Source organism: Bradyrhizobium sp. CCBAU 51765, assembly GCF_015291725.1.
Taxonomy (GTDB): domain Bacteria; phylum Pseudomonadota; class Alphaproteobacteria; order Rhizobiales; family Xanthobacteraceae; genus Bradyrhizobium; species Bradyrhizobium liaoningense.
This window is the reverse complement of sequence record NZ_CP030038.1, coordinates 6,357,310-6,381,692: the sequence shown is the minus strand read 5'-3', so window position 1 is coordinate 6,381,692 and position 24,383 is coordinate 6,357,310. Positions and strand designations below refer to the sequence as shown.

The window sequence follows — 24,383 nt, the reverse complement described above, 5'->3', positions numbered from 1 at the left end:
ATTCATAAAAATGTCACGTGACGTGGCGCCCACGGATCAGAGCGGCGCAATGGCGCGCGATCGTCATCTCTTCATTGGTCGGGATAACGAAGATATCGACGGTGCTGTCGCCGCGATTGATGCGCCCGCGCGCTGGGTCGTTGCTGGCGGCATCGATGCGCACGCCCATCCAGGCGAGACGCTCGCCGATCGCGCCGCGGATCTCCTTGGCATGCTCGCCGATGCCGCCGGTGAAGACCAGGCAGTCCAGGCCGCCGAGGGTGGTCGTCATCATCGCGACAGCCTGCGCCGCACGGAAGGTGAAGAGATCGACGGCTTCTCGCGCCGCAGCCGCGCTGCTCGCCAGCAGCGTGCGCATGTCCGCGGAGGTGCCGGAGACGCCGAACAGGCCTGACTCGTGATAGAGCAGGTGCTGGACCTCGTCGACCGACATGTTCTCGTGCTGCTGCAGATAGAGCAGCACGCCGGGATCGATCGTGCCGCAGCGCGTGCCCATCACGAGGCCGTCGAGCGGCGTCAGCCCCATCGTGGTGTCGATGCTGCGACCATCGCGCAACGCGCAGAGGCTGGCGCCGTTGCCGAGATGCGCGATGACAATCCGTCTGGTCGCGAACTCCGGCGCGATCTCGGCCAGGCGCCCCGCGACATATTCGAAAGAGAGGCCATGAAAGCCGTAGCGCCGGATGCCACGCGCCTCGAATCGCCTGGGGATGGCGAAGCGGCTCGCCGGCGGCGCGAGGCCGTGGTGGAAGGCGGTGTCGAAACATGCGATCTGCGTCAGCTCGGGCCGGATCGCCGCGAAGGTCCGGACTGGCGCAAGGGATCGCGGCTGGTGCAGCGGCGCCAATGGCGTCAATGCCTCCAGCTTCGCGGTGATGTCGTCCGTCAGTGCGACCGGGCCGGAATAATCCGGCCCGCCGTGAACGATGCGGTGACCGACGGCCCGCAGGCTGCGTTCGCCGAACCGGTCCTCGATGAAGCCGAGCACGTCGGCGAACAGATGGCCGCCATCGGCGTCCGGCGCGTCCCGTCGTGTCTCGAACAGGTCTTCGCCCGCGGGGCCCTTCACCACGAGCCGGGGTTTTGCCTCGTGCTCGTCGAGCAGGCCCTTGCAGAGCAGGGAGGGCTCAGCCGCCGAGACATCGAACAGGCCGAACTTGATGCTCGACGATCCCGAGTTGAGGACGAGGATCGTGTCCGGCATGGCTAGTCGCTGGCTTCGGCCGGCGTGTCGCCGCCGGCGCTGTTCGGCCAGACCCAGTCGCGGATCTCGGGCATGTCCTCGCCATGCTCGCGCACATAGCGGGAGTGCTCGATCAATTTGTCGCGAAACTGCTGCTTCACATGCGCGGCCTTGGCCGCCAGACCCGGCACGCGTTCGATCGCCTCGATCGCGAGATGATAGCGGTCGAGCCCGTTGAGCACGACCATGTCGAACGGCGTCGTCGTGGTGCCTTCCTCGGCAAAGCCGCGCACATGCATGCCGGCATGGTTGGTGCGGCTATAGGTCAGCCGGTGAATGAGATAGGGATAGCCGTGATAGGCGAAGATCACGGGCTTGTCCGACGTGAACAGGCCGTCGAAGTCGCGGTCGGAGAGGCCGTGCGGGTGCTGCTCCCTGGGTTGCAGCGTCATGAGGTCGACGACGTTGACGACGCGGATCTTCAAGTCCGGCAGCGCCTTGCGCAGGAGGTCGACGGCGGCGAGCGTCTCCAGCGTCGGCACGTCGCCGGCGCAGGACATCACCACGTCGGGCTCGCCCTTTCCATCCTCCGTTCCCGCCCAGGTCCAGATGCCGATCCCGGCAGCGCAATGCGTCGCCGCGTCCCGCATCGAGAGCCATTGCGGCGCCGGCTGCTTGCCGGCGACGATCACGTTGATGCGGTTGTAGGTGCGCAGGCAGTGATCGGCGATCCACAGCAGCGTGTTGGCATCCGGCGGGAAGTAGATGCGGACGATGTCCGCCTTCTTGTTGGCGACGAGATCGACGAATCCGGGGTCCTGATGGCTGAAGCCGTTATGGTCCTGGCGCCAGACATGCGAGGTCAGGAGATAGTTGAGCGAGGCGATCGGGCGACGCCACGGCAGGTCGCGCGTGACCTTCAGCCATTTGGCATGCTGGTTGAACATGGAATCGACGATGTGGATGAAGGCCTCGTAGCAGGAGAAGAAGCCGTGCCGTCCCGTGAGCAGATAACCCTCGAGCCAGCCCTGGCAGAGATGCTCGCTCAACACCTCCATCACGCGGCCGTCCTGGGCGAGGTGCACGTCGTAGGATTCGATCGGCTCCATCCAGACGCGCTCGGTGGCCTCGAACACGGCATCCAGCCGGTTCGACGCGGTCTCGTCGGGCCCCATGATGCGGAAATTGCGCTGTTTTGCGTTGAGGCGGATGACGTCGCGCAGGAATTTGCCGATCTCGCGCGTCGCTTCGGCGATGGTGCCGCCCGGCTGCGGCACCTCGACTGCGAAGCTGCGGAAGTCGGGCAGCTTCAGCTCCTTCTTCAACAGGCCGCCATTGGCGTGAGGATTGGCGCCCATGCGCCTGACACCTTCGGGTGCGAGCGCCTGAAGCTCGGGAGCGAGCGCGCCGTTCGCGTCGAACAGTTTTTCCGGCTCGTAGCTGTGCATCCAGTCTTCGAGCACCTTCAGATGTGCCGGGTTTTCGCGGCAGCCGGCGACCGGCACTTGATGCGCGCGCCAAAAGCCCTCGACCTTCTTGCCGTCGACTTCCTTCGGGCCGGTCCAGCCCTTCGGGCTGCGCAGCACGATCATCGGCCAGCGTGGCCGCTCGATGCTTGGCCGCCCGTCGCGGGCGTGCAGCTGGATCGAGCGGATGCTGGCGAGTGCGACATCGAGCGCATCCGCCATGGCACGGTGCATCAATTTGGGATCATCGCCGGTGACGAACAGCGGCTCGTGGCCGAACCCACGGAAGAGATCGCGGATCTCTGCATCGCCCATCCGTCCGAGCACCGTGGGATTTGCGATCTTGTAGCCGTTGAGATGCAGGATCGGGAGCACGGCGCCGTCATGAGCCGGGTTCAAAAACTTGTTCGAGTGCCAGGACGCGGCGAGAGGGCCGGTCTCGGCCTCGCCGTCGCCGACCACGCAGGCGACGATCAGATCAGGATTGTCGAATGCCGCGCCATAGGCGTGCACCAGCGCGTAACCGAGCTCACCGCCTTCGTGGATCGAGCCCGGCGTTTCCGGCGCCGCATGGCTCGGAATGCCTCCGGGGAAGGAGAACTGCCTGAACAGCTTGCGCAATCCGTCCGCATCGCGCGCGATGTCGGGATAGATCTCGCTGTAGCTGCCTTCGAGATAGGTGTTGGCGACCATGCCGGGGCCGCCATGGCCGGGGCCGCAGACATAAATGATGCTGAGGTCCAGGGCGCGGATCACGCGATTGAGATGAGCATAGATGAAGTTCAGGCCGGGCGTGGTGCCCCAATGGCCGAGCAAACGCGGCTTGATGTGCTCGGGCCGCAAGGGCTCGCGCAGCAACGGATTGTCGAGCAGGTAGATTTGCCCGACCGAGAGGTAGTTGGCGGCGCGCCAATAGCGATCGAGCAGATCGAGGTCGCCGGTCGCGGCGGCCGTTTTTTGTTGAATTGTCATGTTCCTTCGGCTTTCACCCAGCGATCGTCACCAACTTTGTTCCGGCACGATCGATCCCTGTTGGGGATCAAACGAAATCCTCGTGACGGGCGTGTTGCGTGAGGTCAAAGGTGCGCGCCCGAAATTTGGGCGGCTACTTTGCATGGGGTTGTTTTCACGTTTTTTGTTTGTGTTCTTGATTTGTTCCTTATGCATGCTATCTTGATTGCATGAGTCCAGCATCCTCTCATGCTCTCAAGCACCCGCCGGTCACGGCGCCCTCCGAGCCGGCGGGTGCGCCTTCAGATTTCCCCGAGCTTGGCGTCGCCATCGATCGCGCGCGAAGGCGAGGGCGGGGCGCGCAATCCAATGCCAGCGGCCGCTACGAGGCCGAGGCGCGCGTCGCTTTCGATGACGGCTGGCAGAGCCTGGAAGAGCTGCCGCCGTTCAAGACCAGTATCGGTGTCGACACCTCGCGCAAGGTGATCACCCGCAACGATTCCCCAGACATCGGCTTCGACCGCTCGATCAATCCCTATCGCGGCTGCGAGCACGGCTGCGTCTACTGCTTCGCCCGACCGACGCATGCCTATCTCGGCCTCTCTCCTGGGCTGGATTTCGAGTCGAAGCTGTTCGTGAAGCCCGACGCGCCGGCGTTGCTCGAGAAGGAACTCGCCGCCCCAGGCTACGAACCCAGGATGATCGCGATCGGCACCAACACCGATCCCTACCAGCCGATCGAGCGCGAGCGAAAGATGATGCGCGGAATCCTCGAGGTGCTGGAACGCGCCAACCATCCGGTCGGCATCGTCACCAAATCGGCGCTGGTGGTGCGCGACATCGACATTCTGGCGCGGATGGCCAAGCGCAACCTCGCCAAGGTCGCCATTTCTGTCACCTCGCTCGATCCGAAGCTCGCGCGCACCATGGAGCCGCGGGCCTCGACGCCGCCGAAGCGGCTGGAGGCGCTGAAGCTGCTCTCGGATGCCGGCATTCCGACCACGGTGATGGTCGCGCCCGTGATTCCCGCGCTGAACGATTCCGAGATCGAGCGCATCCTCGATGCCGCCGCCCATGCCGGCGTCAAGGAAGCCTCCTATGTGCTGCTGCGACTGCCGCTCGAGGTTCGCGATCTCTTCCGCGAATGGCTGATGGCGAACTATCCGGACCGCTATCGCCACGTCTTCACCCTGATTCGCGACATGCGCGGCGGGCGCGACTACGATGCGAAATGGGGCGAGCGGATGAAGGGTACCGGCCCGATGGCCTGGACCATCGGCCGCCGCTTCGAGATCGCCTGCGACAGGCTCGGTCTCAACAAGCGGCGTTCCAAGCTGACCACGGATCACTTTGCGCGGCCGAAGCGGAACGGCGATCAGCTCAGCCTGTTCTGACGGGAAGGTGGAAGAGGCATGGTATGAGTCAGGAATTGGCGGCTCCGGTGCCGAGGCTCACCGTCGTCACGCTTGGCGTGAGAGACATCCGCGCCAGCATCGCCTTTTACGATGCACTCGGCTTCTCGCGCCGGCTGAAGGCAACCGGCGAGGCCGTCGCCTTCTACGATACCGGCGGTCCGGTGCTCGCCCTGTATCCGTGGGAGCAGCTCGCTGCAGATGCGACCTTGCAGGACGCGCCGAGGCCGTCGACTTTTCGCGGCATGACGCTCGCCTGGAACTGCCGGACGCATGAGGAGGTCGATGCGGTGCTGGCCTTCGCCATCGGGAAGGGGGCCAGCTTGCTGAAGGCGGCGCACGAGACCGACTACGGCGGCTACTCCGGCTATTTCACCGACCCCGACGGCCATCCTTGGGAGGTCGTGGTCGCGCCCGGTATCGAGGTGGGCGAGGACCGCCGGGTGCATCTGGCGGACTAGGACGGCCTGAATAGTGGGAATATCCTGGGTTCCCGGTTGCGCCGGCGAAGCCCCTTGCGCACGATCCCGGCTATGATTCGGGACAATTCCGCCAAGAACCCAGCCAAGGACGCGCCAAAAATGGCGTCTGCGAAGAAGGCTGCGTCTGCCAAGCTGGCTGAGACGCCTGCGGCCAAAACATCTGCAGTCAAGGCTCCGAAGGTTCCTGCCGGCAGGAAAGGCATCATTGCCATTGCTCCCCCCAGCTTCCGCCGCGAGCGTGCGCTGATCAAGCGCGGCGTCTGGCCGGTTGCCGGGTGCGACGAGGCCGGCCGCGGCCCGCTGGCCGGTCCCGTGGTGGCGGCGGCTGTGATTCTCGATCCCGATCGCATCCCGCGCGGCATCGATGATTCGAAGCGGCTGACTGCCGAGGAGCGCGAGAAGCTGTTCGACAAGATCTGCGCCACCGCGCAGGTCTCGGTCGCCGTCGCCTCGCCCTCGCGGATCGACCGCGACAACATCCTGCGTGCCTCGCTGTGGGCGCTGAAGCGCGCCGTGGTGGCACTGCCCGAGACGCCCAGGCATGTCTTCGTCGACGGCCGCGACCGGCTCGACACCGAATGCGACTGCGAGGCCGTGATCGGCGGCGACGGTATCGTGCTGTCGATCGCCGCGGCATCCATCGTCGCCAAGGTGACGCGCGACCGGCTGATGTGCGCGTTGGCGCAGGACTGCCCCGGCTACGGCTTCGAGCAGCACAAGGGCTACGCCGTCCCCGAGCACCTCGACGCGCTCGACCGCCTGGGTCCAACCATCCACCACCGCAGCTTCTTCGCTCCCGTCGTCGCCGCCCGCGCCAAGCACATGCCGTGGACGGTCGAGCCGGTGCAGGATCTGTTCGCGGTGACAGCGGTCGAGGTGCAAGTGGACACAGCCGTCGAGATCGACGTCTCGGCAAATCTCTAAATCGACCCCACAGCTCTACCATCCGTCATGGCCGGGCTGACCCGGCCATCCACGCCTTACGCATCGTCCCAGGCCCGGGCATGACGACCGATAGCTCAGGTGTGCTTGTGCCTCAGCCGGTAAGAACGGGGAGAGGGGGCAGACCGAAGTTGCCACGACGCGCGGTGCCCCTTATCAAAGTGTTCGTGAGCGAATAGGGCCGGCTGGACTGGCTGCATCATTCGGACGTTGCATGCGGTTTACCTCCCTGGTCATCGAGCTCATTCGCGCCCGGCCGCGGCTGATCGTGTGGATTGCCGTGCTGCTCCAGGCTTTGATGTGGCTGTTCGTGGCGCTGGTGTTCTACCGCAGCCCGCCCGGCAGCCTCGCGACGCTGCTGGCCTTCGGCAGGGAATACCAGGTCGGCACCGATCTCGGCCCGCCGTTGCCGGTCTGGCTCGCCGACATCGCCTATCGCGCCGCCGGCGGCCACATGCTGGGCGTCTATGTCCTCGCCCAGCTCTGCGAGATCGCGACCTTCATCGCGCTCTATCATCTCTCCCGCGCCGTGGTCGGCTCGCAGCAGGCGGTGCTCGCCGTGCTGCTGACGATGACAGTGCTGGCCTTCTCCTCGCCTGCGCTCGACTTCGGTCCCCTGGTGCTGGCGCGGCCGCTCTGGGCGCTGTTGCTGCTGCATTCCTGGCAGATCATCGGCCTGCGCCGCGGCAATGCCTGGTTCGCCTGGTCGATCGAAGCGGGCCTCCTGCTGCTGACGACGCCGGCGGCGATCTTTCTGCTCGGGCTGATCGTCGTCTTCGCGGTCTCGACCGCCGGCGGCCGCCGGACCCTGCGTGGGCTCGATCCGCTCTTTGCACTGATCGTCGTCGCCGTGCTGGCGTTGCCCTATGCGGTGTGGCTGATGCGGGCCGAGACGTTGACGATGCCGGCCTTGCCGCAAGTCGCCGAGCTCAACGCTCGTGCGCTGCATGCGGCCTGGCTGTTCGGCGGCCTGGTGCTCGGGGCTGCCGCGATCCCGGCGCTGACCTTCCTCAACACCGGGCTGTTCGACGGCAAGGGCGAGGAACCGCCGATCATCTACCGCCCGACGGTCCAGCCGCTTGCGCGCAACTTCGTGTATTTCTTCGCGCTGGCTCCGCCGCTCGGCGCGGTGCTGATCTCCGGCCTGCTCGGGCTCGACTCCGTCGTCGGCGGCGCCGGTGTCGTGCTGGTCATGCCCGGGCTTGCCGTGGTCGTTGCGGCCGGAGATCTCATCGCGATGCGCCGCACGCGGATGCTGCGCACGGTATGGGCTGCTGCCATCGTCGCGCCCGCCGCCGGCGTGGTGCTGGCCGTCCTGTTCCTGCCGTGGACCGGCGCCAACGAGATTGCGACCTCGATGCCGGCGCGCGCGATCTCGGACTTCTTCGACGAGAGCTTTGCCCGTCGCACCAACCATCGCCTGCGTGCCGTCGCCGGCGAGACGCAACTCGCCAGCCTGATCGCGCTGCATTCCGGCCGGCCGCATCTGTTCATCGATGCCGATCCTGCGCGCACGCCGTGGATGAATCAGGCAAAATTCAGCGAGACCGGGGGCGTCGTGGTCTGGCGCGCATCCGATACCGCCGGCACCCCGCCGCCGGACATCCTCAAGCGCTTCCCCGGCATCGTGCCGGAAGTCCCGCGCGCCTTCGAATGGCTGGTGACCGGCCGCCAGCAGCTGCTCCGCATCGGCTGGGCCATCGTGCGGCCAAAGGGGACGTAGGCTAGACTAGTGTCATTCCGGGGCGCGGCGAAGCCGCGAGCCCGGAATCCATTCGTCCGCAAACTCTGCCGCTCGATGGATTCCGGGCTCTCGCTTCGCGAGCCCCGGAATGACTGCGTTTGCGGTTACACCGCCCGTTCCGCCAGCGCCTTCGCGATCGATCGCAGATCCTGCCACGCCAATCGCTTGTACGAGGGCGAGCGCAAGAGATAGGCCGGGTGGAATGTCGGCAGCGCGCGGATGGTGCGCCCGCCGGTGTCGTAATCGAACCAGCGGCCGCGGGTGCGCATGATGCCTTCACGCGTTCCGAGCAGAGTCTGCGTCGAAGGATTGCCGAGCGTCACCAGCACGTCCGGGTTCACGAGCTCGATATGGCGCTGGATGAAGGGCAGGCAGATCTGCGTTTCCTGCGGCGTCGGGGTGCGGTTGCCGGGCGGTCGCCAGGGAATGACGTTCGCGATGTAGGCGGTGGTGCGGTTGAGCCCGATCGCGCCGATCATGAGGTCGAGCAGCTTGCCGCTGCGTCCGACGAAAGGCAGCCCCTCAATGTCCTCGTCGCGGCCCGGCGCTTCGCCGACGAACATAATGCGCGCCTGCGGATTGCCGTCGGCGAACACCAGCCGCGTTGCGGTGTGCTTCAGCGCGCAGCCCTCGAAGCCCTGCATCAGCTCGCGCAGTGCCTCCAGCGTCGGCGCTGTGCGCGCGGCCTCGCGTGCCGAGGCGATGGCGACGTCCGGTGCAGGCGCGGCTTCGCCGCGCATGACCGCGGGCGCGGCGACCGGCCGCGGTGCCTCGACCGGCGGCGTGCGCGGGCTGGGCGGCGGAGCATCGATTTCCGCCAGGCGATCTATCGGTTCCTCCGCAAGCGCGCAGTCGACACCGGCCTCCAGATAGAAGGCGAGCAGCTCTCGGACGGTGGGTGCGGGTTCAGGGATCATGGGAAAGTCTGACTTTTATATCACCTTGGACGGCCTTGCACCCCGACGAAACGCATTTCCATGGTTGTCCTACCCGGAAAAATCGGAAACAAGAGGGCGCAAACGACCGAGGACCGTCTCAAGGGCTGAGATCAGATGAGCACCGAAGAACTTCCCCCGCGCGAATCCATGGAATTCGACGTCGTCATCGTCGGCGCCGGCCCTTCGGGTCTGTCCGCTGCGATCCGGCTGAAGCAGCTCAACGCCGATCTCAACGTGGTCGTGGTGGAGAAGGGCTCCGAGGTCGGCGCGCATATTCTCTCGGGCGCGGTGATCGACCCGGCCGGGCTCGACAAGCTGATCCCCGACTGGCGCGAGGATGCCGACTGCCCGCTGAAGACGCAGGTCAAGGACGATCGCTTCTACTGGATGACGGCCGGTGGCGCGATCAAGCTGCCGAATTTTCTGATGCCGCCGCTGATGGACAATCATCACTGCTACATCGGCTCGCTCGGCAATGTCTGCCGCTGGCTGGCGCGCAGGGCCGAGGCGCTCGGCGTCGAGATCTATCCGGGCTTTGCGGCGGCCGAAGTGCTTTATGACGAGGACGGCAAGGTCAAGGGCATCGCCACCGGAGACATGGGCATCGGCCGCGACGGCAAGCCGAAGGACTCTTTTACCCGTGGCATGGAATTGCTCGGTAAATACATCCTGTTCGCCGAAGGCGCCCGAGGCAGCCTGACCAAGCAGCTCATCAGCAAATTCGCCCTGGACGCCAAGAGCGAGCCGCCGAAGTTCGGTATCGGCCTCAAGGAAGTCTGGCAAATCGATCCCGCCAAGCACCAGAAGGGCCTGATCCAGCATTCGTTCGGCTGGCCGCTCGACATGAAGACCGGCGGTGGCTCGTTCCTCTATCATTATGACGACAATCTCGTCGCCGTCGGCTTCGTCGTCCATCTCAACTACGACGATCCCTATCTGTCCCCCTTCGACGAATTCCAGCGCTTCAAGACCCATCCCTCGATCCGTGGCACCTTCGAAGGCGCCAAGCGGCTCGCTTACGGCGCGCGCGCGATCACCGAGGGCGGCTATCAGTCGGTGCCGAAGCTCAGCTTCCCCGGCGGCGCGCTGATCGGCTGCGGGGCTGGCTTCGTCAACGTGCCGCGCATCAAGGGCGTGCACAATGCGATGGGCACCGGCATGCTCGCCGCCGAGCACGTCGCAGCGGCGATTTCCGCCGATCGCGCCAATGACGAACTCGTCGAATACGAGAATGCCTGGCGCACGTCGTCCGTCGGCAAGGATTTGTTTCTGGTCCGCAACGTCAAGCCGCTGTGGTCGAAGTTCGGCACCGTGCTCGGCGTCGCGCTGGGCGGCTTCGACATGTGGTGCAACACGCTGTTCGGCGCCTCGCTGTTCGGCACCCAGTCGCACGCCAAGCCTGATCGCGCCACGCTCGATCCGGCCCGGCAGCACACGCCCAAGGCCTACCCGAAGCCGGACGGGAAGATATCGTTCGACAAGCTGTCCTCGGTGTTCCTGTCCAACACCAATCATGAGGAGGACCAGCCGGTCCATCTGAAGGTTACGGACATGAACCTTCAGAAGACCTCCGAACATGACGTCTTCGCAGGTCCTTCGAACCGCTATTGCCCGGCCGGCGTCTATGAATGGATCGAGGAGGGCTCAGGCCCGCGCTTCCAGATCAACGCCCAGAACTGCGTCCACTGCAAAACCTGCGACGTGAAGGACCCCAATGGCAACATCACCTGGGTTCCGCCCGAGGGCGGCGGCGGCCCGAATTACGAGGCGATGTAAGGGCGGGGCGCGTGATCTGGCGCACGTTCGCGTGAGGACCCGGCTGCGGCCACGCGCCGCGGCCACGATAAGGCCATAGTAGCGGCGTCTTGGGGCTCTCCCGGCGGTTTCGTCTGGCCGATTTCGGCAAGCGCGGGGAACGGCCGGCCCGAATCCTTGCGGCGAAGCGCCAAAAGCGGCATTGTCGCCCCGACGGTTCCGGGTCCCTATGCCACCGGCCGCGTTCGCATGCGATACGGCCCCCTGTTGCAAACCCGGCACTACCAACTCAAGGCGAGCCCCTGATGTTTTCAAATCGTTTCATCCGCTGGACTGCTGCCGCCATCGCTCTCACGGGCACCGCGATCGTGGCGGTCCCCGGTGCGGTCCTGGCGCAGACGCCGGATCACCCGGAGAACACGGCGGCGCAGTTTCCGACCCGAAACGATCTGAAGTCGCTCACCGGTGCCGGCAGCTATCTCGCCGCCCGCCACGCCAGCGTCGAGCGTGACGCGGCCTCCGCCGCCGCATTCTACCGTTCGGCGCTCCGGACCGATCCCAAGAACAACGAGCTGCTCGACCGTGCCTTCATCTCGTCGGTCGCCGACGGCGACCTCGAGGAGGCGGTCAAGCTCGCCGAGCGCATCCTCACCATCGACAAGACCAACCGCGTCGCGCGTCTCGTCGTCGGCGTGCATGATCTCAAGCTGAAGAAATACGCGGCCGCGCAGACCAACATCAATCAATCGGTCCGCGGTCCGATCACCGATCTCGTCGCCACGCTGCTGTCGGGCTGGGCCGCCTATGGTGCCGGCGATGCCAAGGGTGGTGTCGCCACCATCGACAAGCTGGCCGGTCCGGAATGGTATCCGCTGTTCAAGGACCTTCACGCCGGCATGATCCTGGAGCTCGCCGGCAAGGAGAAGGACGCCGGCGCCCGCTTCGAGCGCGCCTACAAGCTCGACGATTCCATGCTGCGCGTGACCGAGGCCTATGCACGGTGGCTCTCGCGCAACAAGGATTCCGCCGCCGCGACCACCGTCTACCAGGCCTTCGACAAGAAGCTCGCCCGTCATCCGCTGATCCAGGAAGGCCTGCGCGAGACCAAGGCCGGCAAGAAGATGCCGCCACTCGTCGATTCCGCACAGGCCGGCGCCGCCGAGGCGCTCTATGGCATCGGGGCCACGCTGACCCGCCGCGGCGGCGAGGACCTGGCGCTGGTCTATCTCCAGCTCGCGCTCTACCTCCAGCCGACCCATCCGCTGGCGCTGCTCTCGCTCGCCGATCTCTATGAATCGGTGAAGCGGCCGAAGATGGCGATCAAGGTCTATGAGCGCGTGCCCGCGACCTCGCCGCTCAAGCGCAATGCGCAGATACAGCTCGCCATTGATCTCGACACCGCCGACCGCACCGACGAGGCGATCAAGATCCTCAAGGGCGTCACGTCGGAGGACCCCAAGGACCTCGAAGCCATCATGGCGCTCGGCAATATCGAGCGCGGTCGCAAGCGGTTCGGCGATTGCGGCGCGACCTATTCGCAAGGGATCGACGTGCTGCAGCCCGGCAACGACAAGGCCAACAGCGTCTGGTACTATTATCGTGGCATCTGCGAGGAGCGCTCCAAGCAGTGGGCCAAGGCCGAGGCCGACATGAAGAAGGCGCTGGAGCTTCAGCCCGACCAGCCGCACGTCCTCAACTATCTCGGCTATTCCTGGATCGACCAGGGCGTGAATCTCGACGAAGGCATGAAGATGATCAAGCGTGCCGTCGAGCAGCGTCCCGACGACGGCTACATCGTCGATTCCCTCGGCTGGGCCTATTACCGCATCGGCAACTACGAAGAGGCGGTGAAGAACCTCGAGCGCGCGATCGATCTCAAGCCCGAGGATCCCACCATCAACGACCATCTCGGCGACGCCTATTGGCGCGTCGGCCGCACGCTGGAGGCAAAATTCCAGTGGTCGCATGCCCGCGATCTCAAGCCCGAGCCGGAAGAGCTTCCGAAGATCGAGGCCAAGATCGCCAACGGTCTCGCCGACGACAATTCGAACTCTTCCGCGGCTCAGGCCGATAAGAAGAAGGACGACGGCAAGGGCGGCTGAGGTTTTGTTTGGGGGCGTGTCGCCGATGTCGGCGTTGATTGAAGAGGGGCGGGCGAAGGTCAATTTGAGCCTTCGCGTCGTCGGCCGTCGTGCCGACGGCTATCATGATCTCGAAAGCGTGGTGGCATTCGCCGATTGCGCCGACCGGCTGACGCTGGAGCCGGGCGGCGAGCTGAAGCTCACCACCACCGGGCCGCTGGCGGAGGCCTGCGGCGAGACGTCCGACAATCTCGTGCTCAAGGCCGCCAGGCTTCTGGCCGAGGCGGTGCCCGGCCTGAAGCTGGGCGCGTTCGCGCTCGACAAAGTGCTTCCCGTTGCGGCGGGCATCGGCGGCGGTTCGGCCGATGCTGCGGCGGCGCTGCGGCTCCTGGCGCGTCTCAACGATTTGTCGCTCGATGATCCCCGCGTTCAAAAGGTCGCACTCGCGACCGGCGCCGACGTGCCGGTGTGCCTCATCTCGCGCGCCTGCGACATGACCGGCGTCGGCGAGCAGCTATTGCCGCTCGCGCTGCCGAGCATGCCCTGCGTCATGGTCAATCCGCGCGTGCCGGTCGCGACCAAGGACGTGTTCCAGGCACTGGGGCTGCGCAACGGCGAGCTTCTGGTCGGCGTCACCGACGTCATCCGCGCTCCGGCCTGGCCCGCGGAGGGCGCCTCTATTTCCGATTGGGTCGAGGTTCTGGAAACCGTCGCCAACGACCTTGAAGCGCCTGCGCTGCGCATCGAGCCCGTCATCGGCGAGGTGCTGGAAGCTTTGCGCACCTCCGCCGACGTCAAGCTCGCCCGCATGTCCGGCTCCGGCGCGACATGCTTTGCGATCTACGGCGCGGCGGCCGAAGCCCATGCCGCCGCCGAGAAGATCCGGCGCGACCACCACGGCTGGTGGGTGCATGCAGGGACCTTGAGTTAGTTCTGATCGTCATTGCGAGCGTAGCGAAGCAATCCAGAATCCCTCCGCGGTGACAGTCTGGATTGCTTCGCTGCGCTCGCAATGACGTGGATAGGGTTGTGCTAACCCGCGCCGTCCTCGTCGAGCCCGAGAAACCGCCGGATCACGCCCAACACCTGCTGCGGCTTGTCGTGCTGCAGCCAGTGTCCCGCCCCGGCAATGGTCTCGATGCGCGCCTGCGGGAAGTACCGCTCCAGGCCTGCCGCCCTGGCGCCGGCGAGAAAGCTTTCGCCGGCATTGAGCAGCAGCGTCGGACAGCTGATGCGCGACCAGAGCTCGATGTGATCGTCGGGCCAGAGCCGGTGCGGCGCAGCGGCGCGCTGATAGGGATCGAACTTCCAGCTGTAGGTGCCATCCTCGTTCTGCCGCGCACCATGCGTGGCGAGATGCAGGGCGAGATCGCGGGACAGCCGTTTGTTGTGAAGCATCATCTGCGCGGCGGCGTCCTCGAGCGTGGCATAGCGGCGCGGCGTGCGGTCGTGCAGCTTGTCGAGCTGGCCGACCCATTTGCCGATGCGCTCATGCGCCGGCGGCTTTGGCGCATCCGGCAACATGGTCACGCCGTCGAGGACCACGAGCTTCGAGACCTGTTCGGGGAATGAGCCCGAAAAGATCAGGCTGACCATGCCGCCCATCGAATGGCCGATGAGAGTGACCTGAGGCGCTGCGATATTGCGGACGAGCTGGGAGAGATCGTAGACATATTCCGTCAGCGCGTAGCTGCCGCCTCGGGTCCAGTCGGAATCGCCGTGGCCGCGCAGGTCGGGCGCGAGCACGTGAAAATGCGGCTGCAACGATCGGGCAATGTGATCCCAGCTCCGGCAATGATCGCGGCCGCCATGGACCAGGATGAGAGGTGGCGCGTCCTCATTGCCCCAGTCTGCGTAATGCAGCCGCAGGCCGTGCGATTCATGGAAGCGGCTTTGCGGGGCGAGCATCGTGGCGCTATCCATTCGCCGGCCGCAGCGCCAGCGCCAGCGCCAGGCCGAGGCTGGCGATGAAGACGCCGGAGCTCTGGGTGAGACGGCGCATCAAACGCGGTCTTCCGGTCAGGAACAGCCAGAAATTCGTTTCGGTCATCCTGTTTTCGTAGCGGAGCGACCGGCGATTGCAAGTCTTCTTCAGCCCATCCGGCGGAAGATCACGCTGGCGTTCACCCCGCCGAAGCCGAACCCGTTCGAGATGGCGTTCTGCATCGGCATCGCTCTCGCTGCGCCGGCAACGATGTCGATGCCTTCAGCGCCGGGATCCGGATTTTCGAGATTGAGCGTCGGCGGTGCGATCTGGTCGCGCAAGGCAAGCACGGTGAAGATCGCCTCCAGCCCGCCGGCGGCGCCGAGCAGGTGCCCGGTGGCCGATTTGGTCGCGCTCACGGCAATGCCACGGTTACGGCCGAACAGCGCGGCGATCGCGCCGAGCTCGCTCTCGTCGCCGGCCGGCGTCGACGTCGCGTGCGCGTTCAGGTGCTGCAGATCCGCAGGCTCGAGCTTCGCCTGCCGAAGCGCGATCTCCATGGCGCGGCGGGCGCCGTCGCCATCGGGCGGACCCGAGGTCATGTGATAGGCGTCCGCGGTCGTGCCGTAGCCGACGATCTCCGCGATCGGCGTCGCGCCGCGCGCCAGTGCATGTTCCAGCGCCTCGATCACCAGGATGCCGGCGCCTTCGCCCATGACGAAGCCGTCGCGGTCGCGATCGAACGGGCGCGAGGCGCGCGCGGGCTCGTCGTTGAAGCCGCTCGACAGCGCGCGGGCCGCGGCAAAGCCGCCGAGGCTGACGATGTCGATGCAGGCCTCCGCGCCGCCGCAGATCGCGACATCGGCCTCGCCGGCGCGGATCATTCGCGCGGCATCGCCGATCGCCTGCACGCCGGCGGCACACGCCGTGACCGGCGTGCCCAGCGCGCCCCTGTAGCCGTGTTTGATCGAAACCTGGCCCGCGGCGAGATTGGCGAGGAACGAAGGGACCGTGAACGGCGAGAGCCGGCGTGCACCGCGCTTCTCGGTGATGCGCACCGCCTCCGCCATCGCCGGAAAGCCGCCGATGCCGGAGGCGATGATCGTCGCGGTGCGCTCCAGCGCGCCTGCGTCCTGCGGCATCCATTTGGCCTGTGCGACCGCTTCTGCGGCGGCGAGCAGCGCGAACAGGATGAAGCGGTCCATCTTGCGCTGGTCCTTTGGCGCGGCGGCCTGCGCGGGATCGAAGCCGCCATCGGCATCATCGGCCTTGTCGGGCACGAGACCGGCGATGCGCGCCGGCAGTGCCTGCGCCCAATCGGGCAGAGGGCGCAGCCCGCTTTGGCCGGCGAGCAACCGTCGCCACGACAATTCGACCCCACAGCCGAGCGGCGACACCGCGCCCATGCCAGTCACGACGATACGACGCATGTCAGTCTCCAGCCGGCGCAACGGCCGGGTTCATGGCCCTCAGCGAAGCGAGCCGCGCGCGCATTCCGCGGCTGGCGCGGGGCCCCGCGATGACGACCGAATTGGCGAGCGTGATCGGACGCATGTCGGCGGCATCGACCACGACCGGATCGAGCGGGCGAACGTCGCTCCGGTTCGCCAGCAGGATGGATTCGCCCTTCGGCGCGAGATGCTTGTTGCCCCAGGCGAGCAGCGCGACGATCACCGGAAAGAAATCCCGCGCCTTGTCCGTCAGCACGTATTCGTAGCGCGGCGGACGTTCGTTGTAGCGGCGCCGGACGAACATGCCGCTCGCGGTGAGATGGGCGAGGCGCCGCGACAGGATGTTCGGCGCGATCCCGAGGCCTTGCGCGAATTCGTCGAACTTCGTCGCGCCCTGAAACGCATCGCGCAGGATCAGGATGCTCCACCATTCGCCGACCGTCTCCACGGCGCGGCCGACGGGGCATTCCTGGATGGAGGGAGATTTGGGCTGCATGGGGGAAGGATAGGTGAGTAACTTGCAAAATACAAGTTACTCACGCTGCTGGACGCGGCGGGTGCAGGAGGGGGAGCAGCGAAGCCATCGCTCCGATGGAGAATGCGAATTTGCGAACGATGGGCCAGCGCCCGACTCCGTCATTGCGAGCACATATGCATGACCGCTACCCTGAGGCTCCCGGTGCGATGCAGGGCAATCGCATACGATGTGCAGAATGCAGCGGCATCGGCAGTGGGCTCCCTCCCCCGCTTGCGGGGGAGGGTTGGGGAGAGGGTGTCTCCGCGCTGGGATTATTGAGATTGACTGAGGACGTCCCTGTGCGGCGAGAGCCCTCACCCGCCGCGCTCTGCGAGCGCGTCGGCCTCTCCCGCAAGCGGGAGAGGCGGAGCAAGCCTGCGGACAGTCCCCGTGCAATTCATATTATGCGATCGCCCCGCGGTGCGATGCCAGGCATCGCCACTCGCGCCTCAGAATGACGGGGCTGATTGCGTGTGCGGAATCGATAGAGACCGGTCGGCCGCAGCCTAATGCGACCGCGCCAGGCAGAATGCCACGACCTGCTCCAGTGCGCTCTTCATCGGCGAGGGCGGGAACAGCGCGAGCGCATCGACGGCCATGGCGCCGTAGTGCTGGGCGCGGCTCAGCGTATCCTCGAGCGCGCGGTGCTTGTTCATCAGGCCGATGGCATGGTCGAGATCGCCGTCGCCGATCTCGCCGCGCTCCAGCGCGCGGATCCAGAAGGCGCGCTCGGTGTCGTTGCCGCGGCGGAAGGCCAGCACGACCGGCAGCGTGATCTTGCCCTCGCGGAAATCGTCGCCGGTGTTCTTGCCGAGCTTGGCGCTCTTGCCGCCATAGTCGAGCACGTCGTCGACGAGCTGGAAGGCGATGCCGAGATTCATGCCGACCGAGCGGCAGGCGGTCTGCTCCGCCTTCGGCCGGTTGGCGATGACGGGGCCGACCTCGCAGGCGGCGGCGAACAATTCGGCGGTCTTGCCGCGGATCACGGCGAGATATTCGTCCTCGGTGGTCGCGGTGTTCTTGGCGGCGGCCAGCTGCATCACCTCGCCCTCTGCGATGGTGGCGGCGGCCGCGGAGAGGATGTCGAGCGCGCGGAGCGAGCCGACTTCGACCATCATGCGGAAGGCCTGGCCGAGCAGGAAGTCGCCGACCAAGACGCTCGCCTCGTTGCCCCAGAGCATGCGCGCCGAGAGCTTGCCGCGGCGCATCTCGCTCTCGTCGACGACGTCGTCGTGGAGCAGGGTGGCGGTATGCATGAACTCGACGGAGGCCGCGAGCTTGATATGGCCGTCGCCGGTATAGCCGGCCAGGTTGGCCATGGCGAGCGTCAGCATCGGGCGCAGGCGTTTGCCCCCGGAGGAGATCAGGTGGTTGGCGACCTCCGGGATCATGGTCACCTCGGAGCCGGTCCGCGACAGAATCGTGGCGTTGACGCGCTCCATGTCAGGGGCGACAAGGGCAACCAGCTCTTCGATCGACGCGCCGGGAGTTTCGAAAGGTACGATGACGGCCACGCCGGTCTCCAATATTTGCCCCGGAAGGGCTATTCTGATGGAAAGACAATAGAAACTGGCGACGGACGCGGCAAGACCTCGGAACCATTGACATTTGCCGCATGCCCCCCTTTCAGGCAGGAGATCTGCGTTTTGCGCGAACTGGTTCGGACCAACGACATGGTGCTGGTGTCGGCGATCGGCGCGCTGCTCGACGGTGCCAACATCCATCATCTGGTGCTGGACCAGAACATGAGCATCATCGAGGGCTCGCTCGGCGTATTGCCGCGGCGGATCCTGGTCCATGAGGACGATGTCCAGGAGGCCAGGGCTCTCCTCACCGAAGCTGGCCTCAGCCACGAACTGCGCGGCGATGATTGAGGCCGCAGATATTACCGAGGACGCCTTTCTCGGCGGGCAATTGCGGTTGAAGCAGAAGCGATCCGGCCATCGCGCCGGGCATGACGCCATCCTGCTTGCAGCGGCGACCGACGCCCTGGCGGGGGACCGCGTAGTCGATTTGGGCGCCGGTGTCGGTACGGCCGGTCTGGCGCTGGCCCGCCGCGTCTCCGGCATCAGGCTCAGCCTGGTCGAGATCGATCCCGAGCTGGCCGAGCTCGCGCGTGGCAACGCGGCGGCGAATGCGATTGCCGTCGAAACGATCGTGCTCGACGTCACGGGCGAGCCGCAGGCCTTTGCGTCAAACGGGCTGTCGCCGGACAGCGTCGACGTGGTGTTGATGAATCCGCCTTTCAACGATCCGGCCCGGCATCGCGCCTCGCCGGACCGGGCGCGTCACAGCGCGCATGTGGCGACGGAAGTGACCCTGCATGCGTGGGTGCATGCAGCGCGGCGTATCCTCCGATCCAATGGCGTGCTGACCCTGATCTGGCGTGCAGATGGAATCGCCGAAGTCCTGGCAGCGCTGTCACGCGGTTTCGGCAGTCTCTCGATCCTGCCGGTTCACGGCGAGGCGGGGCGGCCCGCGATCCGCGTGCTGGTGCGTGCGGTGAAAGGCGGCCGGGCCCCGACGCGATTGCTGCCGGGCCTCATGCTCAACGACGAGTCACGCTTGTCCAAAAGCGAGGTGACGGAGATTCTGGAAGGGAGAGCGGCCTTGCCGCTGGTGGAACCGTGAGGGCTTACCGGGGAAGCGATTCGGACTGCTGCTCTTGCGGCGACGTGAGGCGGATCGCCATGAACAGCGCGCCGATCAGCAGCATCAGAAGATAGATTTTCATGGTGTTCTCCGCTGCCTCATTGCAGCCTCCCAACGGGAAAACTGCAAAGCACGTTCCGGGCACTTCCAATGACAGTCGCGTGATAAGAAATGGTTAATCAGAGGTAACGGCATGGCCGAACAATTGAACGATCGTGAGAGTTCCGGCCTGGCCGACAAGCTCATGCAATATCTGCCGGCGCGCTTTCGGCCGGGTACCCCGGTGGTGCCGGTGGTGCGGCTGTCAGGGGTGATCGGTGCGGTGACGCCGCTGCGCCCCGGGTTGACGCTTGCCGGAATCGCACGGGTGCTCGAGCGCGCGTTTTCGTATCGGCACGCCAAGGCCGTGGCGCTGGTGATCAATTCTCCCGGCGGCTCGCCGGTGCAGTCGCGTCAGATCTACTTGCGCATCAAGCAACTTGCGGCGGAGAAGAAGTTGCCGGTGCTCGTGTTCGTCGAGGACGTCGCGGCGTCTGGTGGCTACATGATCGCCTGCGCCGGCGACGAGATCATCTGCGATCCGTCCTCGATCCTCGGCTCGATCGGCGTGGTCGGCGGCAGTTTTGGCTTTCAGGAGGCGATCAGGCGGCTCGGCATCGAGCGGCGCCTCTATATGGCCGGCGAACACAAGGCGATGCTCGACCCGTTCCTTCCCGAAAACCCTGATGACGTCGCCAGGCTGAAGGCGATCCAGCGCGAGATCCACGGGATCTTCATCTCGCTGGTCAAGGAGAGCCGTGGCGCGCGGCTGAAGGGAGCGGACGAGACCCTGTTCACGGGCGAATACTGGGCTGGCGACAGTGCCATCGCGCTGGGGCTCGCCGACGGCATCGGCGATCTCCGCTCAACTCTTCGTGCCCGCTATGGCGAGAAGGTTCTCACCCCCGTGATCGCGCAGCCGACCGGGCTGCTCTCCGGCCTTTTGGGGCGGAAATCGCCCGGCGCGGGGCAGCTTTCAGCCCTGGAATCAATGGCCGGCTTGCCGGACGAGCTGATCTCGGCGGTCGAGACGCGGGCGATCTGGGCGAAATTCGGGTTCTAGGCAGCGCCATTTGGTCCGGGCCGCGCCAATTGCGGCGCTGGCCCATCTGCGCAACAATGCAGGTCGGGGCTGAGCACTAGACGAGGATCGACCGATGCCGCCGTTCGTCGCTTTCGCGGGCGTCTTGGGCGGGCTTGCCGTGGTCCGCTGGGCCTACAAGACCGCTGTCCGGATCAACCAGGAGCTGGAGGAGATGCGCCTGTCACGCGTCGCCGAGGCCGCCCGCATGGGGGATATCCAGACGCTGAAGCGTGACCCCGTGACCGGAGCTTACCGGCCGGGTTAGCTCTTCCTGCGCGCAAGGTGCGCCCCCTCTCCCGCTTGCGGGGGAGGGCTGGGGAGGGGGTCTATCCGCAAGCGAGAACCCCCAAGAGGAGAAAGCCCTCACCCGGCGCTTCGCCATAGCCGAGGCTTTGCCTCGGCGTCTCTTAGAACGGCCGCCATAGGCGGCCTATACCTCTCCTGCAAGCGGGAGAGGTAAGAAGGCCCCTTCGCCTTGATTCCCATCCCCGCCGTCGATACGGTCCCGCGCGATTCAAAACCCCCCGCGAGAGCCCGATCTGACGATGGACGCCTCATTGCCCGCCCATATGCGCCCGGAACGCTCGTTCCAGGGCTTCATCCTCGCGCTCCAGCGGTTCTGGGCCGAGCAGGGCTGCGTGATCCTGCAGCCCTACGACATGGAAATGGGCGCGGGCACCTTCCATCCGGCGACCACCCTGCGCGCGCTCGGGCCAAAGCCCTGGAATGCGGCCTATGTGCAGCCCTCGCGACGGCCCAAGGACGGCCGTTACGGCGAGAACCCGAACCGGATGCAGCACTACTACCAGTTCCAGGTGATCATGAAGCCGTCGCCGCCGAATCTTCAGGATCTGTACCTGAAGTCGCTCGCCGCGATCGGCATTGATTCCGCCGTGCACGACATTCGCTTCGTCGAGGACGATTGGGAGAGTCCGACGCTGGGTGCCTGGGGTTTGGGCTGGGAGTGCTGGTGCGACGGCATGGAGGTCAGCCAGTTCACTTATTTCCAGCAGGTCGCGGGCTTCGAATGCGCGCCGGTCGCGGGTGAGCTCACCTATGGCCTCGAGCGCCTCGCGATGTATGTGCAGGGCGTCGACCGCGTCTACGACCTCAACTTCAACGGCCGCGAGGGTGACGCCAAGGTCACCTATGGCGATGTCTTCCTGCAAGCCGAGCAGGAATATTCGCGGCACAATTTCGAACATGCCGACACCGCGATGCTGTTCGAGCAGTTCAAGATGGCGGAAGCGGCCTGCCGGAAATATCTCGACGCCGGCTGGCGCGAAGGCGGCAACAAGAAGCAGCATCTGATGGCGCTGCCGGCCTACGACCAGTGCATCAAGGCGAGCCATGTCTTCAATCTGCTCGACGCGCGCGGCGTGATCTCCGTGACGGAGCGCCAGAGCTACATTCTTCGCGTGCGTGAGCTGGCCAAGGCCTGCGGCGAGGCCTGGATCCACACTGAAGCGGGCGGAGCGGCCTGATGCCCGATCTTTTGCTTGAACTGTTCTCGGAAGAGATTCCCGCGCGCATGCAAGGGAAGGCGGCCGACGATCTGCGGCGCATGGTCACCGACAAGCTTGTCGCCGAAGGTCTCGTCTACGAGGGTGCGAAAGCCTTCGCGACGCCGCGCCGCCTCGCGCTCACCGTGCACGGCATCCCCGCGCGCCAGCCCGACCTCAAGACCGAGCGCCGCGGCCCCAAAATCGGCGCGCCCGATGCGGCCGTGCAGGGCTTCCTGAAGGCGACCGGTCTGAAGTCGCTGGATGAGGCCAAGATCCAGCGCGACCCCAAGGGTGATTTCTACATCGGATTGATCGAGAAGCCGGGTCGCGACGCGATCGACGTGCTCGCGGAAATCCTCCCCGTCATCATCCGCACCTTCCCCTGGCCGAAATCGATGCGCTGGGGCGCGCGTTCCGGAAAACCCGGCTCGCTCAACTGGGTGCGCCCGCTGCACGCGATCACCGCGACGTTCGGGCTCGAGACCGAAGAGCCTGATGTCGTGAAATTCTCGGTGGACGGCATCGAGGCCGGCCAGACCACTTACGGCCATCGCTTCCTTGCGCCCGCGGCTATTTCCGTGCGCCGCTTCGAGGACTACGAAGCAAAATTGCTCGACGCCAAGGTCGTGCTCGACCCCGAGCGCCGCAAGGACGCGATCCTCACCGACGCCAAGCAGTTGGCCTTCGCGCAGGGCTTCGAGCTGGTCGAGGACCAGAACCTACTCGACGAGGTCGCCGGCCTCGTCGAATGGCCGGTCGTGCTGATGGGCTCGTTCGAGCCGGAGTTCCTGGCGACTCCGGCGGAGGTGATCCGCGCCACCATCCGCAACAACCAGAAGTGCTTCGTGGTGCGCGATCCCAAAACGGGCAAGCTCGCCAACAAGTTCATCCTGGTCGCCAACATCGAGGCGACCGACGGTGGTGCGACCATCATCGCCGGCAACGAGCGCGTGATCCGCGCGCGGCTGAGCGATGCGAAGTTCTTCTACGAGACCGATCTCAAGACCAAGCTCGAGGAACGGCTGCCGAAGTTCGAGCAGATCGTATTCCACGAGAAGCTCGGCACCCAGGCCGAACGCATCAAGCGCATCGAGAGCTTGGCCGCCGAGATTGCGCCGCTGGTCGGCGCCGATATTGCTAAGACCAAGCGCGCCGCACATCTGGCGAAGGCGGATTTGCTGACCGAAGTCGTCGGTGAATTCCCGGAGGTGCAGGGCCTGATGGGCAAGTACTACGCTCTGGCGCAGGGTGAGGACGCCTCCGTCGCTGCGGCTAGCGAAGAGCACTACAAGCCGCAGGGCCCGGCCGATCGTGTGCCGACCGATCCGGTGAGCGTGGCCGTCGCACTTGCCGACAAGCTCGATACCCTGGTCGGCTTCTGGGCGATCGACGAGAAACCGACGGGCAGCAAGGATCCGTATGCGCTGCGTCGCGCGGCGCTGGGTGTAATCCGGCTGATCGCGGAAAATGCGCTGCGTCTGTCGTTGATGAAGGTGGCGGCGTCGGCACTCGTCGGCCTGTCGATGAAGCCCGCCGATGTGCAGAAGCTTCCGGGCGATCTGCTCGCCTTCTTCGCCGACCGCCTCAAAGTCCAGCTCCGCGAGCAGGGCGCGCGGCACGATCTCGTCGACGCCGTGTTCGCGCTCGGCGGCCAGGACGACCTCCTCATGATCGTCCGTCGCGTCGAGGCGCTCGGTAAATTCCTCGATACCGACGACGGCAAGAACCTGCTCGCCGGCACCAAGCGCGCCAGCAACATCCTCTCGATCGAGGAGAAGAAGGACAAGCGCACGTTCGACGGTGCGCCCGATGCCGCGCTCTACAGCCTCGCTGAGGAAAAGGCGCTGGCGAAGGCGATCGGTGAGGTCAAGGCGGAAGCCGGCGCTGCGGTGGCAAAGGAAGACTTCGCCGCCGCGATGAGCGCGATGGCAAAGTTGCGCTCGCCGGTCGACGCGTTCTTCGACAAGGTTCGCGTCAACGACGACGATGCGAAGGTGCGCGAGAACCGCCTAAAGCTGCTCAACGAGATCCGCAGCGCGACGCGGGCGGTGGCGGATTTCTCGAAGATCCAGGATTGAGGCGCGTTTCGCGCGGCAACACAGCTGTCATTCCGGGGCGCACCGCTTGGCGCGAGCCCGGAATCCATTTCTCCCCATTGAGCGCAGCACGATGGATTCCGGGCTCGCGCTTCGCGCGCCCCGGAATGACGAGCGTAAAAAGTGCCCCACCCGGCGGGGGGAGGACCGGGCGGGGCAGA

21 protein-coding genes are annotated in these 24,383 nt (G+C 65.7%); 13 read left to right on the top strand and 8 right to left on the bottom strand.

The window, feature by feature from the left end; all coding sequences use genetic code 11:
* Nucleotides 1-13: 13 nt before the first annotated feature.
* Nucleotides 14-1,204: an acetate/propionate family kinase gene (locus XH96_RS30175; protein WP_194389195.1), complete on the bottom strand. Its 1,191-nt coding sequence runs from the start codon at nucleotides 1,202-1,204 to the stop codon at nucleotides 14-16.
* Between the two features lie 2 nt (nucleotides 1,205-1,206).
* Nucleotides 1,207-3,621 carry a phosphoketolase gene (locus tag XH96_RS30170; protein ID WP_194389194.1) on the bottom strand — a complete coding sequence of 805 codons (2,415 nt, stop codon included), beginning with the start codon at nucleotides 3,619-3,621 and terminating at the stop codon, nucleotides 1,207-1,209.
* A 209-nt stretch (nucleotides 3,622-3,830) separates the two neighbouring features.
* Here XH96_RS30170 and XH96_RS30165 point away from each other — a divergent pair, with 209 nt between their 5' ends.
* The 4 genes from XH96_RS30165 (at nucleotide 3,831) to XH96_RS30150 (ending at nucleotide 8,159) form a co-directional block, all read left to right on the top strand.
* Nucleotides 3,831-4,994 (top strand): PA0069 family radical SAM protein, encoded by a 1,164-nt coding sequence (locus XH96_RS30165; protein ID WP_194389193.1) that lies wholly within the window; start codon nucleotides 3,831-3,833, stop codon nucleotides 4,992-4,994.
* 23 nt (nucleotides 4,995-5,017) lie between these two features.
* A complete protein-coding gene (locus XH96_RS30160) occupies nucleotides 5,018-5,473 on the top strand; it encodes a VOC family protein (protein ID WP_194389192.1) in 456 nt (151 codons plus the stop codon).
* A gap of 72 nt (nucleotides 5,474-5,545) precedes the next feature.
* Entirely contained in the window at nucleotides 5,546-6,418 is an 873-nt protein-coding gene (locus XH96_RS30155; RefSeq protein WP_194389191.1) for a ribonuclease HII, read from the top strand.
* A 232-nt stretch (nucleotides 6,419-6,650) separates the two neighbouring features.
* On the top strand, nucleotides 6,651-8,159 hold the full coding sequence (locus tag XH96_RS30150; RefSeq protein WP_194389190.1) for a glycosyltransferase family 39 protein: 1,509 nt from the start codon (nucleotides 6,651-6,653) through the stop codon (nucleotides 8,157-8,159).
* Between the two features lie 125 nt (nucleotides 8,160-8,284).
* Here the strand turns inward: XH96_RS30150 and XH96_RS30145 are convergent, their stop codons facing one another.
* Complete coding sequence (locus XH96_RS30145; protein ID WP_194389189.1) at nucleotides 8,285-9,097, bottom strand: uracil-DNA glycosylase family protein; 813 nt, start codon at nucleotides 9,095-9,097, stop codon at nucleotides 8,285-8,287.
* 135 nt (nucleotides 9,098-9,232) lie between these two features.
* Between XH96_RS30145 and XH96_RS30140 the strand changes: the two genes are divergently transcribed.
* The 3 genes from XH96_RS30140 to XH96_RS30130 all read left to right on the top strand — a co-directional run bounded on the left by XH96_RS30140 (nucleotide 9,233) and on the right by XH96_RS30130 (nucleotide 13,885).
* Nucleotides 9,233-10,894, top strand: coding sequence for an electron transfer flavoprotein-ubiquinone oxidoreductase (locus XH96_RS30140; RefSeq protein ID WP_194389188.1), 1,662 nt, complete (start codon nucleotides 9,233-9,235; stop codon nucleotides 10,892-10,894).
* 284 nt (nucleotides 10,895-11,178) lie between these two features.
* A complete protein-coding gene (locus XH96_RS30135; RefSeq protein ID WP_194389187.1) occupies nucleotides 11,179-12,975 on the top strand; it encodes a tetratricopeptide repeat protein in 1,797 nt (598 codons plus the stop codon).
* A 25-nt stretch (nucleotides 12,976-13,000) separates the two neighbouring features.
* Nucleotides 13,001-13,885: a 4-(cytidine 5'-diphospho)-2-C-methyl-D-erythritol kinase gene (locus tag XH96_RS30130; protein ID WP_194389186.1), complete on the top strand. Its 885-nt coding sequence runs from the start codon at nucleotides 13,001-13,003 to the stop codon at nucleotides 13,883-13,885.
* A gap of 101 nt (nucleotides 13,886-13,986) precedes the next feature.
* Here XH96_RS30130 and XH96_RS30125 read toward each other — a convergent pair whose 3' ends face one another.
* The 5 genes from XH96_RS30125 to XH96_RS30105 all read right to left on the bottom strand — a co-directional run bounded on the left by XH96_RS30125 (nucleotide 13,987) and on the right by XH96_RS30105 (nucleotide 18,360).
* Complete coding sequence (locus XH96_RS30125; protein WP_194389185.1) at nucleotides 13,987-14,862, bottom strand: alpha/beta fold hydrolase; 876 nt, start codon at nucleotides 14,860-14,862, stop codon at nucleotides 13,987-13,989.
* A gap of 7 nt (nucleotides 14,863-14,869) precedes the next feature.
* Nucleotides 14,870-15,004, bottom strand: coding sequence for a hypothetical protein (locus tag XH96_RS39680; RefSeq protein ID WP_256439314.1), 135 nt, complete (start codon nucleotides 15,002-15,004; stop codon nucleotides 14,870-14,872).
* A 41-nt stretch (nucleotides 15,005-15,045) separates the two neighbouring features.
* The gene (gene fabF, locus XH96_RS30115; RefSeq protein WP_194389184.1) at nucleotides 15,046-16,308 is read right to left on the bottom strand and encodes a beta-ketoacyl-ACP synthase II; all 1,263 of its coding nucleotides are present in this window, start codon (nucleotides 16,306-16,308) and stop codon (nucleotides 15,046-15,048) included.
* 1 nt (nucleotide 16,309) lies between these two features.
* The gene (locus tag XH96_RS30110; protein WP_194389183.1) at nucleotides 16,310-16,825 is read right to left on the bottom strand and encodes a helix-turn-helix domain-containing protein; all 516 of its coding nucleotides are present in this window, start codon (nucleotides 16,823-16,825) and stop codon (nucleotides 16,310-16,312) included.
* Nucleotides 16,826-17,352: 527 nt separating this feature from the next.
* Nucleotides 17,353-18,360 carry a polyprenyl synthetase family protein gene (locus XH96_RS30105; RefSeq protein ID WP_131866317.1) on the bottom strand — a complete coding sequence of 336 codons (1,008 nt, stop codon included), beginning with the start codon at nucleotides 18,358-18,360 and terminating at the stop codon, nucleotides 17,353-17,355.
* A gap of 132 nt (nucleotides 18,361-18,492) precedes the next feature.
* Between XH96_RS30105 and XH96_RS30100 the strand changes: the two genes are divergently transcribed.
* The 6 genes from XH96_RS30100 (at nucleotide 18,493) to glyS (ending at nucleotide 24,204) form a co-directional block, all read left to right on the top strand.
* On the top strand, nucleotides 18,493-18,720 hold the full coding sequence (locus XH96_RS30100) for a DUF2007 domain-containing protein (RefSeq protein ID WP_194389182.1): 228 nt from the start codon (nucleotides 18,493-18,495) through the stop codon (nucleotides 18,718-18,720).
* Entirely contained in the window at nucleotides 18,713-19,477 is a 765-nt protein-coding gene (locus XH96_RS30095; RefSeq protein ID WP_194389181.1) for a tRNA1(Val) (adenine(37)-N6)-methyltransferase, read from the top strand. Before XH96_RS30100 ends, XH96_RS30095 begins: the two co-directional genes overlap by 8 nt.
* 214 nt (nucleotides 19,478-19,691) lie before the next feature.
* Nucleotides 19,692-20,600 carry a S49 family peptidase gene (locus tag XH96_RS30090; protein WP_194389180.1) on the top strand — a complete coding sequence of 303 codons (909 nt, stop codon included), beginning with the start codon at nucleotides 19,692-19,694 and terminating at the stop codon, nucleotides 20,598-20,600.
* A 94-nt stretch (nucleotides 20,601-20,694) separates the two neighbouring features.
* Nucleotides 20,695-20,886, top strand: a complete 192-nt coding sequence (locus tag XH96_RS30085; protein ID WP_028178670.1) for a hypothetical protein — start codon at nucleotides 20,695-20,697, stop codon at nucleotides 20,884-20,886.
* A gap of 280 nt (nucleotides 20,887-21,166) precedes the next feature.
* On the top strand, nucleotides 21,167-22,105 hold the full coding sequence (locus XH96_RS30080; protein WP_194389179.1) for a glycine--tRNA ligase subunit alpha: 939 nt from the start codon (nucleotides 21,167-21,169) through the stop codon (nucleotides 22,103-22,105).
* Nucleotides 22,105-24,204 (top strand): glycine--tRNA ligase subunit beta, encoded by a 2,100-nt coding sequence (gene glyS / locus XH96_RS30075; RefSeq protein ID WP_194389178.1) that lies wholly within the window; start codon nucleotides 22,105-22,107, stop codon nucleotides 24,202-24,204. Before XH96_RS30080 ends, glyS begins: the two co-directional genes overlap by 1 nt.
* Nucleotides 24,205-24,383 lie beyond the last annotated feature (179 nt).

Excerpts from the sequence above, each read along its gene's own strand:
- XH96_RS30080 (WP_194389179.1), top strand. The coding sequence starts at position 21,167 with ATGGACGCCTCATTGCCCGCCCATATGCGCCCGGAACGCTCGTTCCAG.
- XH96_RS30160 (WP_194389192.1), top strand. The coding sequence starts at position 5,018 with ATGAGTCAGGAATTGGCGGCTCCGGTGCCGAGGCTCACCGTCGTCACG.
- XH96_RS30135 (WP_194389187.1), top strand. The coding sequence starts at position 11,179 with ATGTTTTCAAATCGTTTCATCCGCTGGACTGCTGCCGCCATCGCTCTC.
- XH96_RS30110 (WP_194389183.1), bottom strand. The coding sequence starts at position 16,825 with ATGCAGCCCAAATCTCCCTCCATCCAGGAATGCCCCGTCGGCCGCGCC.
- XH96_RS30155 (WP_194389191.1), top strand. The coding sequence starts at position 5,546 with ATGATTCGGGACAATTCCGCCAAGAACCCAGCCAAGGACGCGCCAAAA.
- glyS (WP_194389178.1), top strand. The coding sequence starts at position 22,105 with ATGCCCGATCTTTTGCTTGAACTGTTCTCGGAAGAGATTCCCGCGCGC.
- XH96_RS30140 (WP_194389188.1), top strand. The coding sequence starts at position 9,233 with ATGAGCACCGAAGAACTTCCCCCGCGCGAATCCATGGAATTCGACGTC.
- XH96_RS30130 (WP_194389186.1), top strand. The coding sequence starts at position 13,001 with ATGTCGGCGTTGATTGAAGAGGGGCGGGCGAAGGTCAATTTGAGCCTT.
- XH96_RS30165 (WP_194389193.1), top strand. The coding sequence starts at position 3,831 with ATGAGTCCAGCATCCTCTCATGCTCTCAAGCACCCGCCGGTCACGGCG.
- fabF (WP_194389184.1), bottom strand. The coding sequence starts at position 16,308 with ATGCGTCGTATCGTCGTGACTGGCATGGGCGCGGTGTCGCCGCTCGGC.
- XH96_RS30145 (WP_194389189.1), bottom strand. The coding sequence starts at position 9,097 with ATGATCCCTGAACCCGCACCCACCGTCCGAGAGCTGCTCGCCTTCTAT.
- XH96_RS39680 (WP_256439314.1), bottom strand. The coding sequence starts at position 15,004 with ATGACCGAAACGAATTTCTGGCTGTTCCTGACCGGAAGACCGCGTTTG.
- XH96_RS30175 (WP_194389195.1), bottom strand. The coding sequence starts at position 1,204 with ATGCCGGACACGATCCTCGTCCTCAACTCGGGATCGTCGAGCATCAAG.
- XH96_RS30085 (WP_028178670.1), top strand. The coding sequence starts at position 20,695 with ATGCCGCCGTTCGTCGCTTTCGCGGGCGTCTTGGGCGGGCTTGCCGTG.
- XH96_RS30170 (WP_194389194.1), bottom strand. The coding sequence starts at position 3,621 with ATGACAATTCAACAAAAAACGGCCGCCGCGACCGGCGACCTCGATCTG.
- XH96_RS30090 (WP_194389180.1), top strand. The coding sequence starts at position 19,692 with ATGGCCGAACAATTGAACGATCGTGAGAGTTCCGGCCTGGCCGACAAG.
- XH96_RS30150 (WP_194389190.1), top strand. The coding sequence starts at position 6,651 with ATGCGGTTTACCTCCCTGGTCATCGAGCTCATTCGCGCCCGGCCGCGG.
- XH96_RS30095 (WP_194389181.1), top strand. The coding sequence starts at position 18,713 with ATGATTGAGGCCGCAGATATTACCGAGGACGCCTTTCTCGGCGGGCAA.
- XH96_RS30125 (WP_194389185.1), bottom strand. The coding sequence starts at position 14,862 with ATGCTCGCCCCGCAAAGCCGCTTCCATGAATCGCACGGCCTGCGGCTG.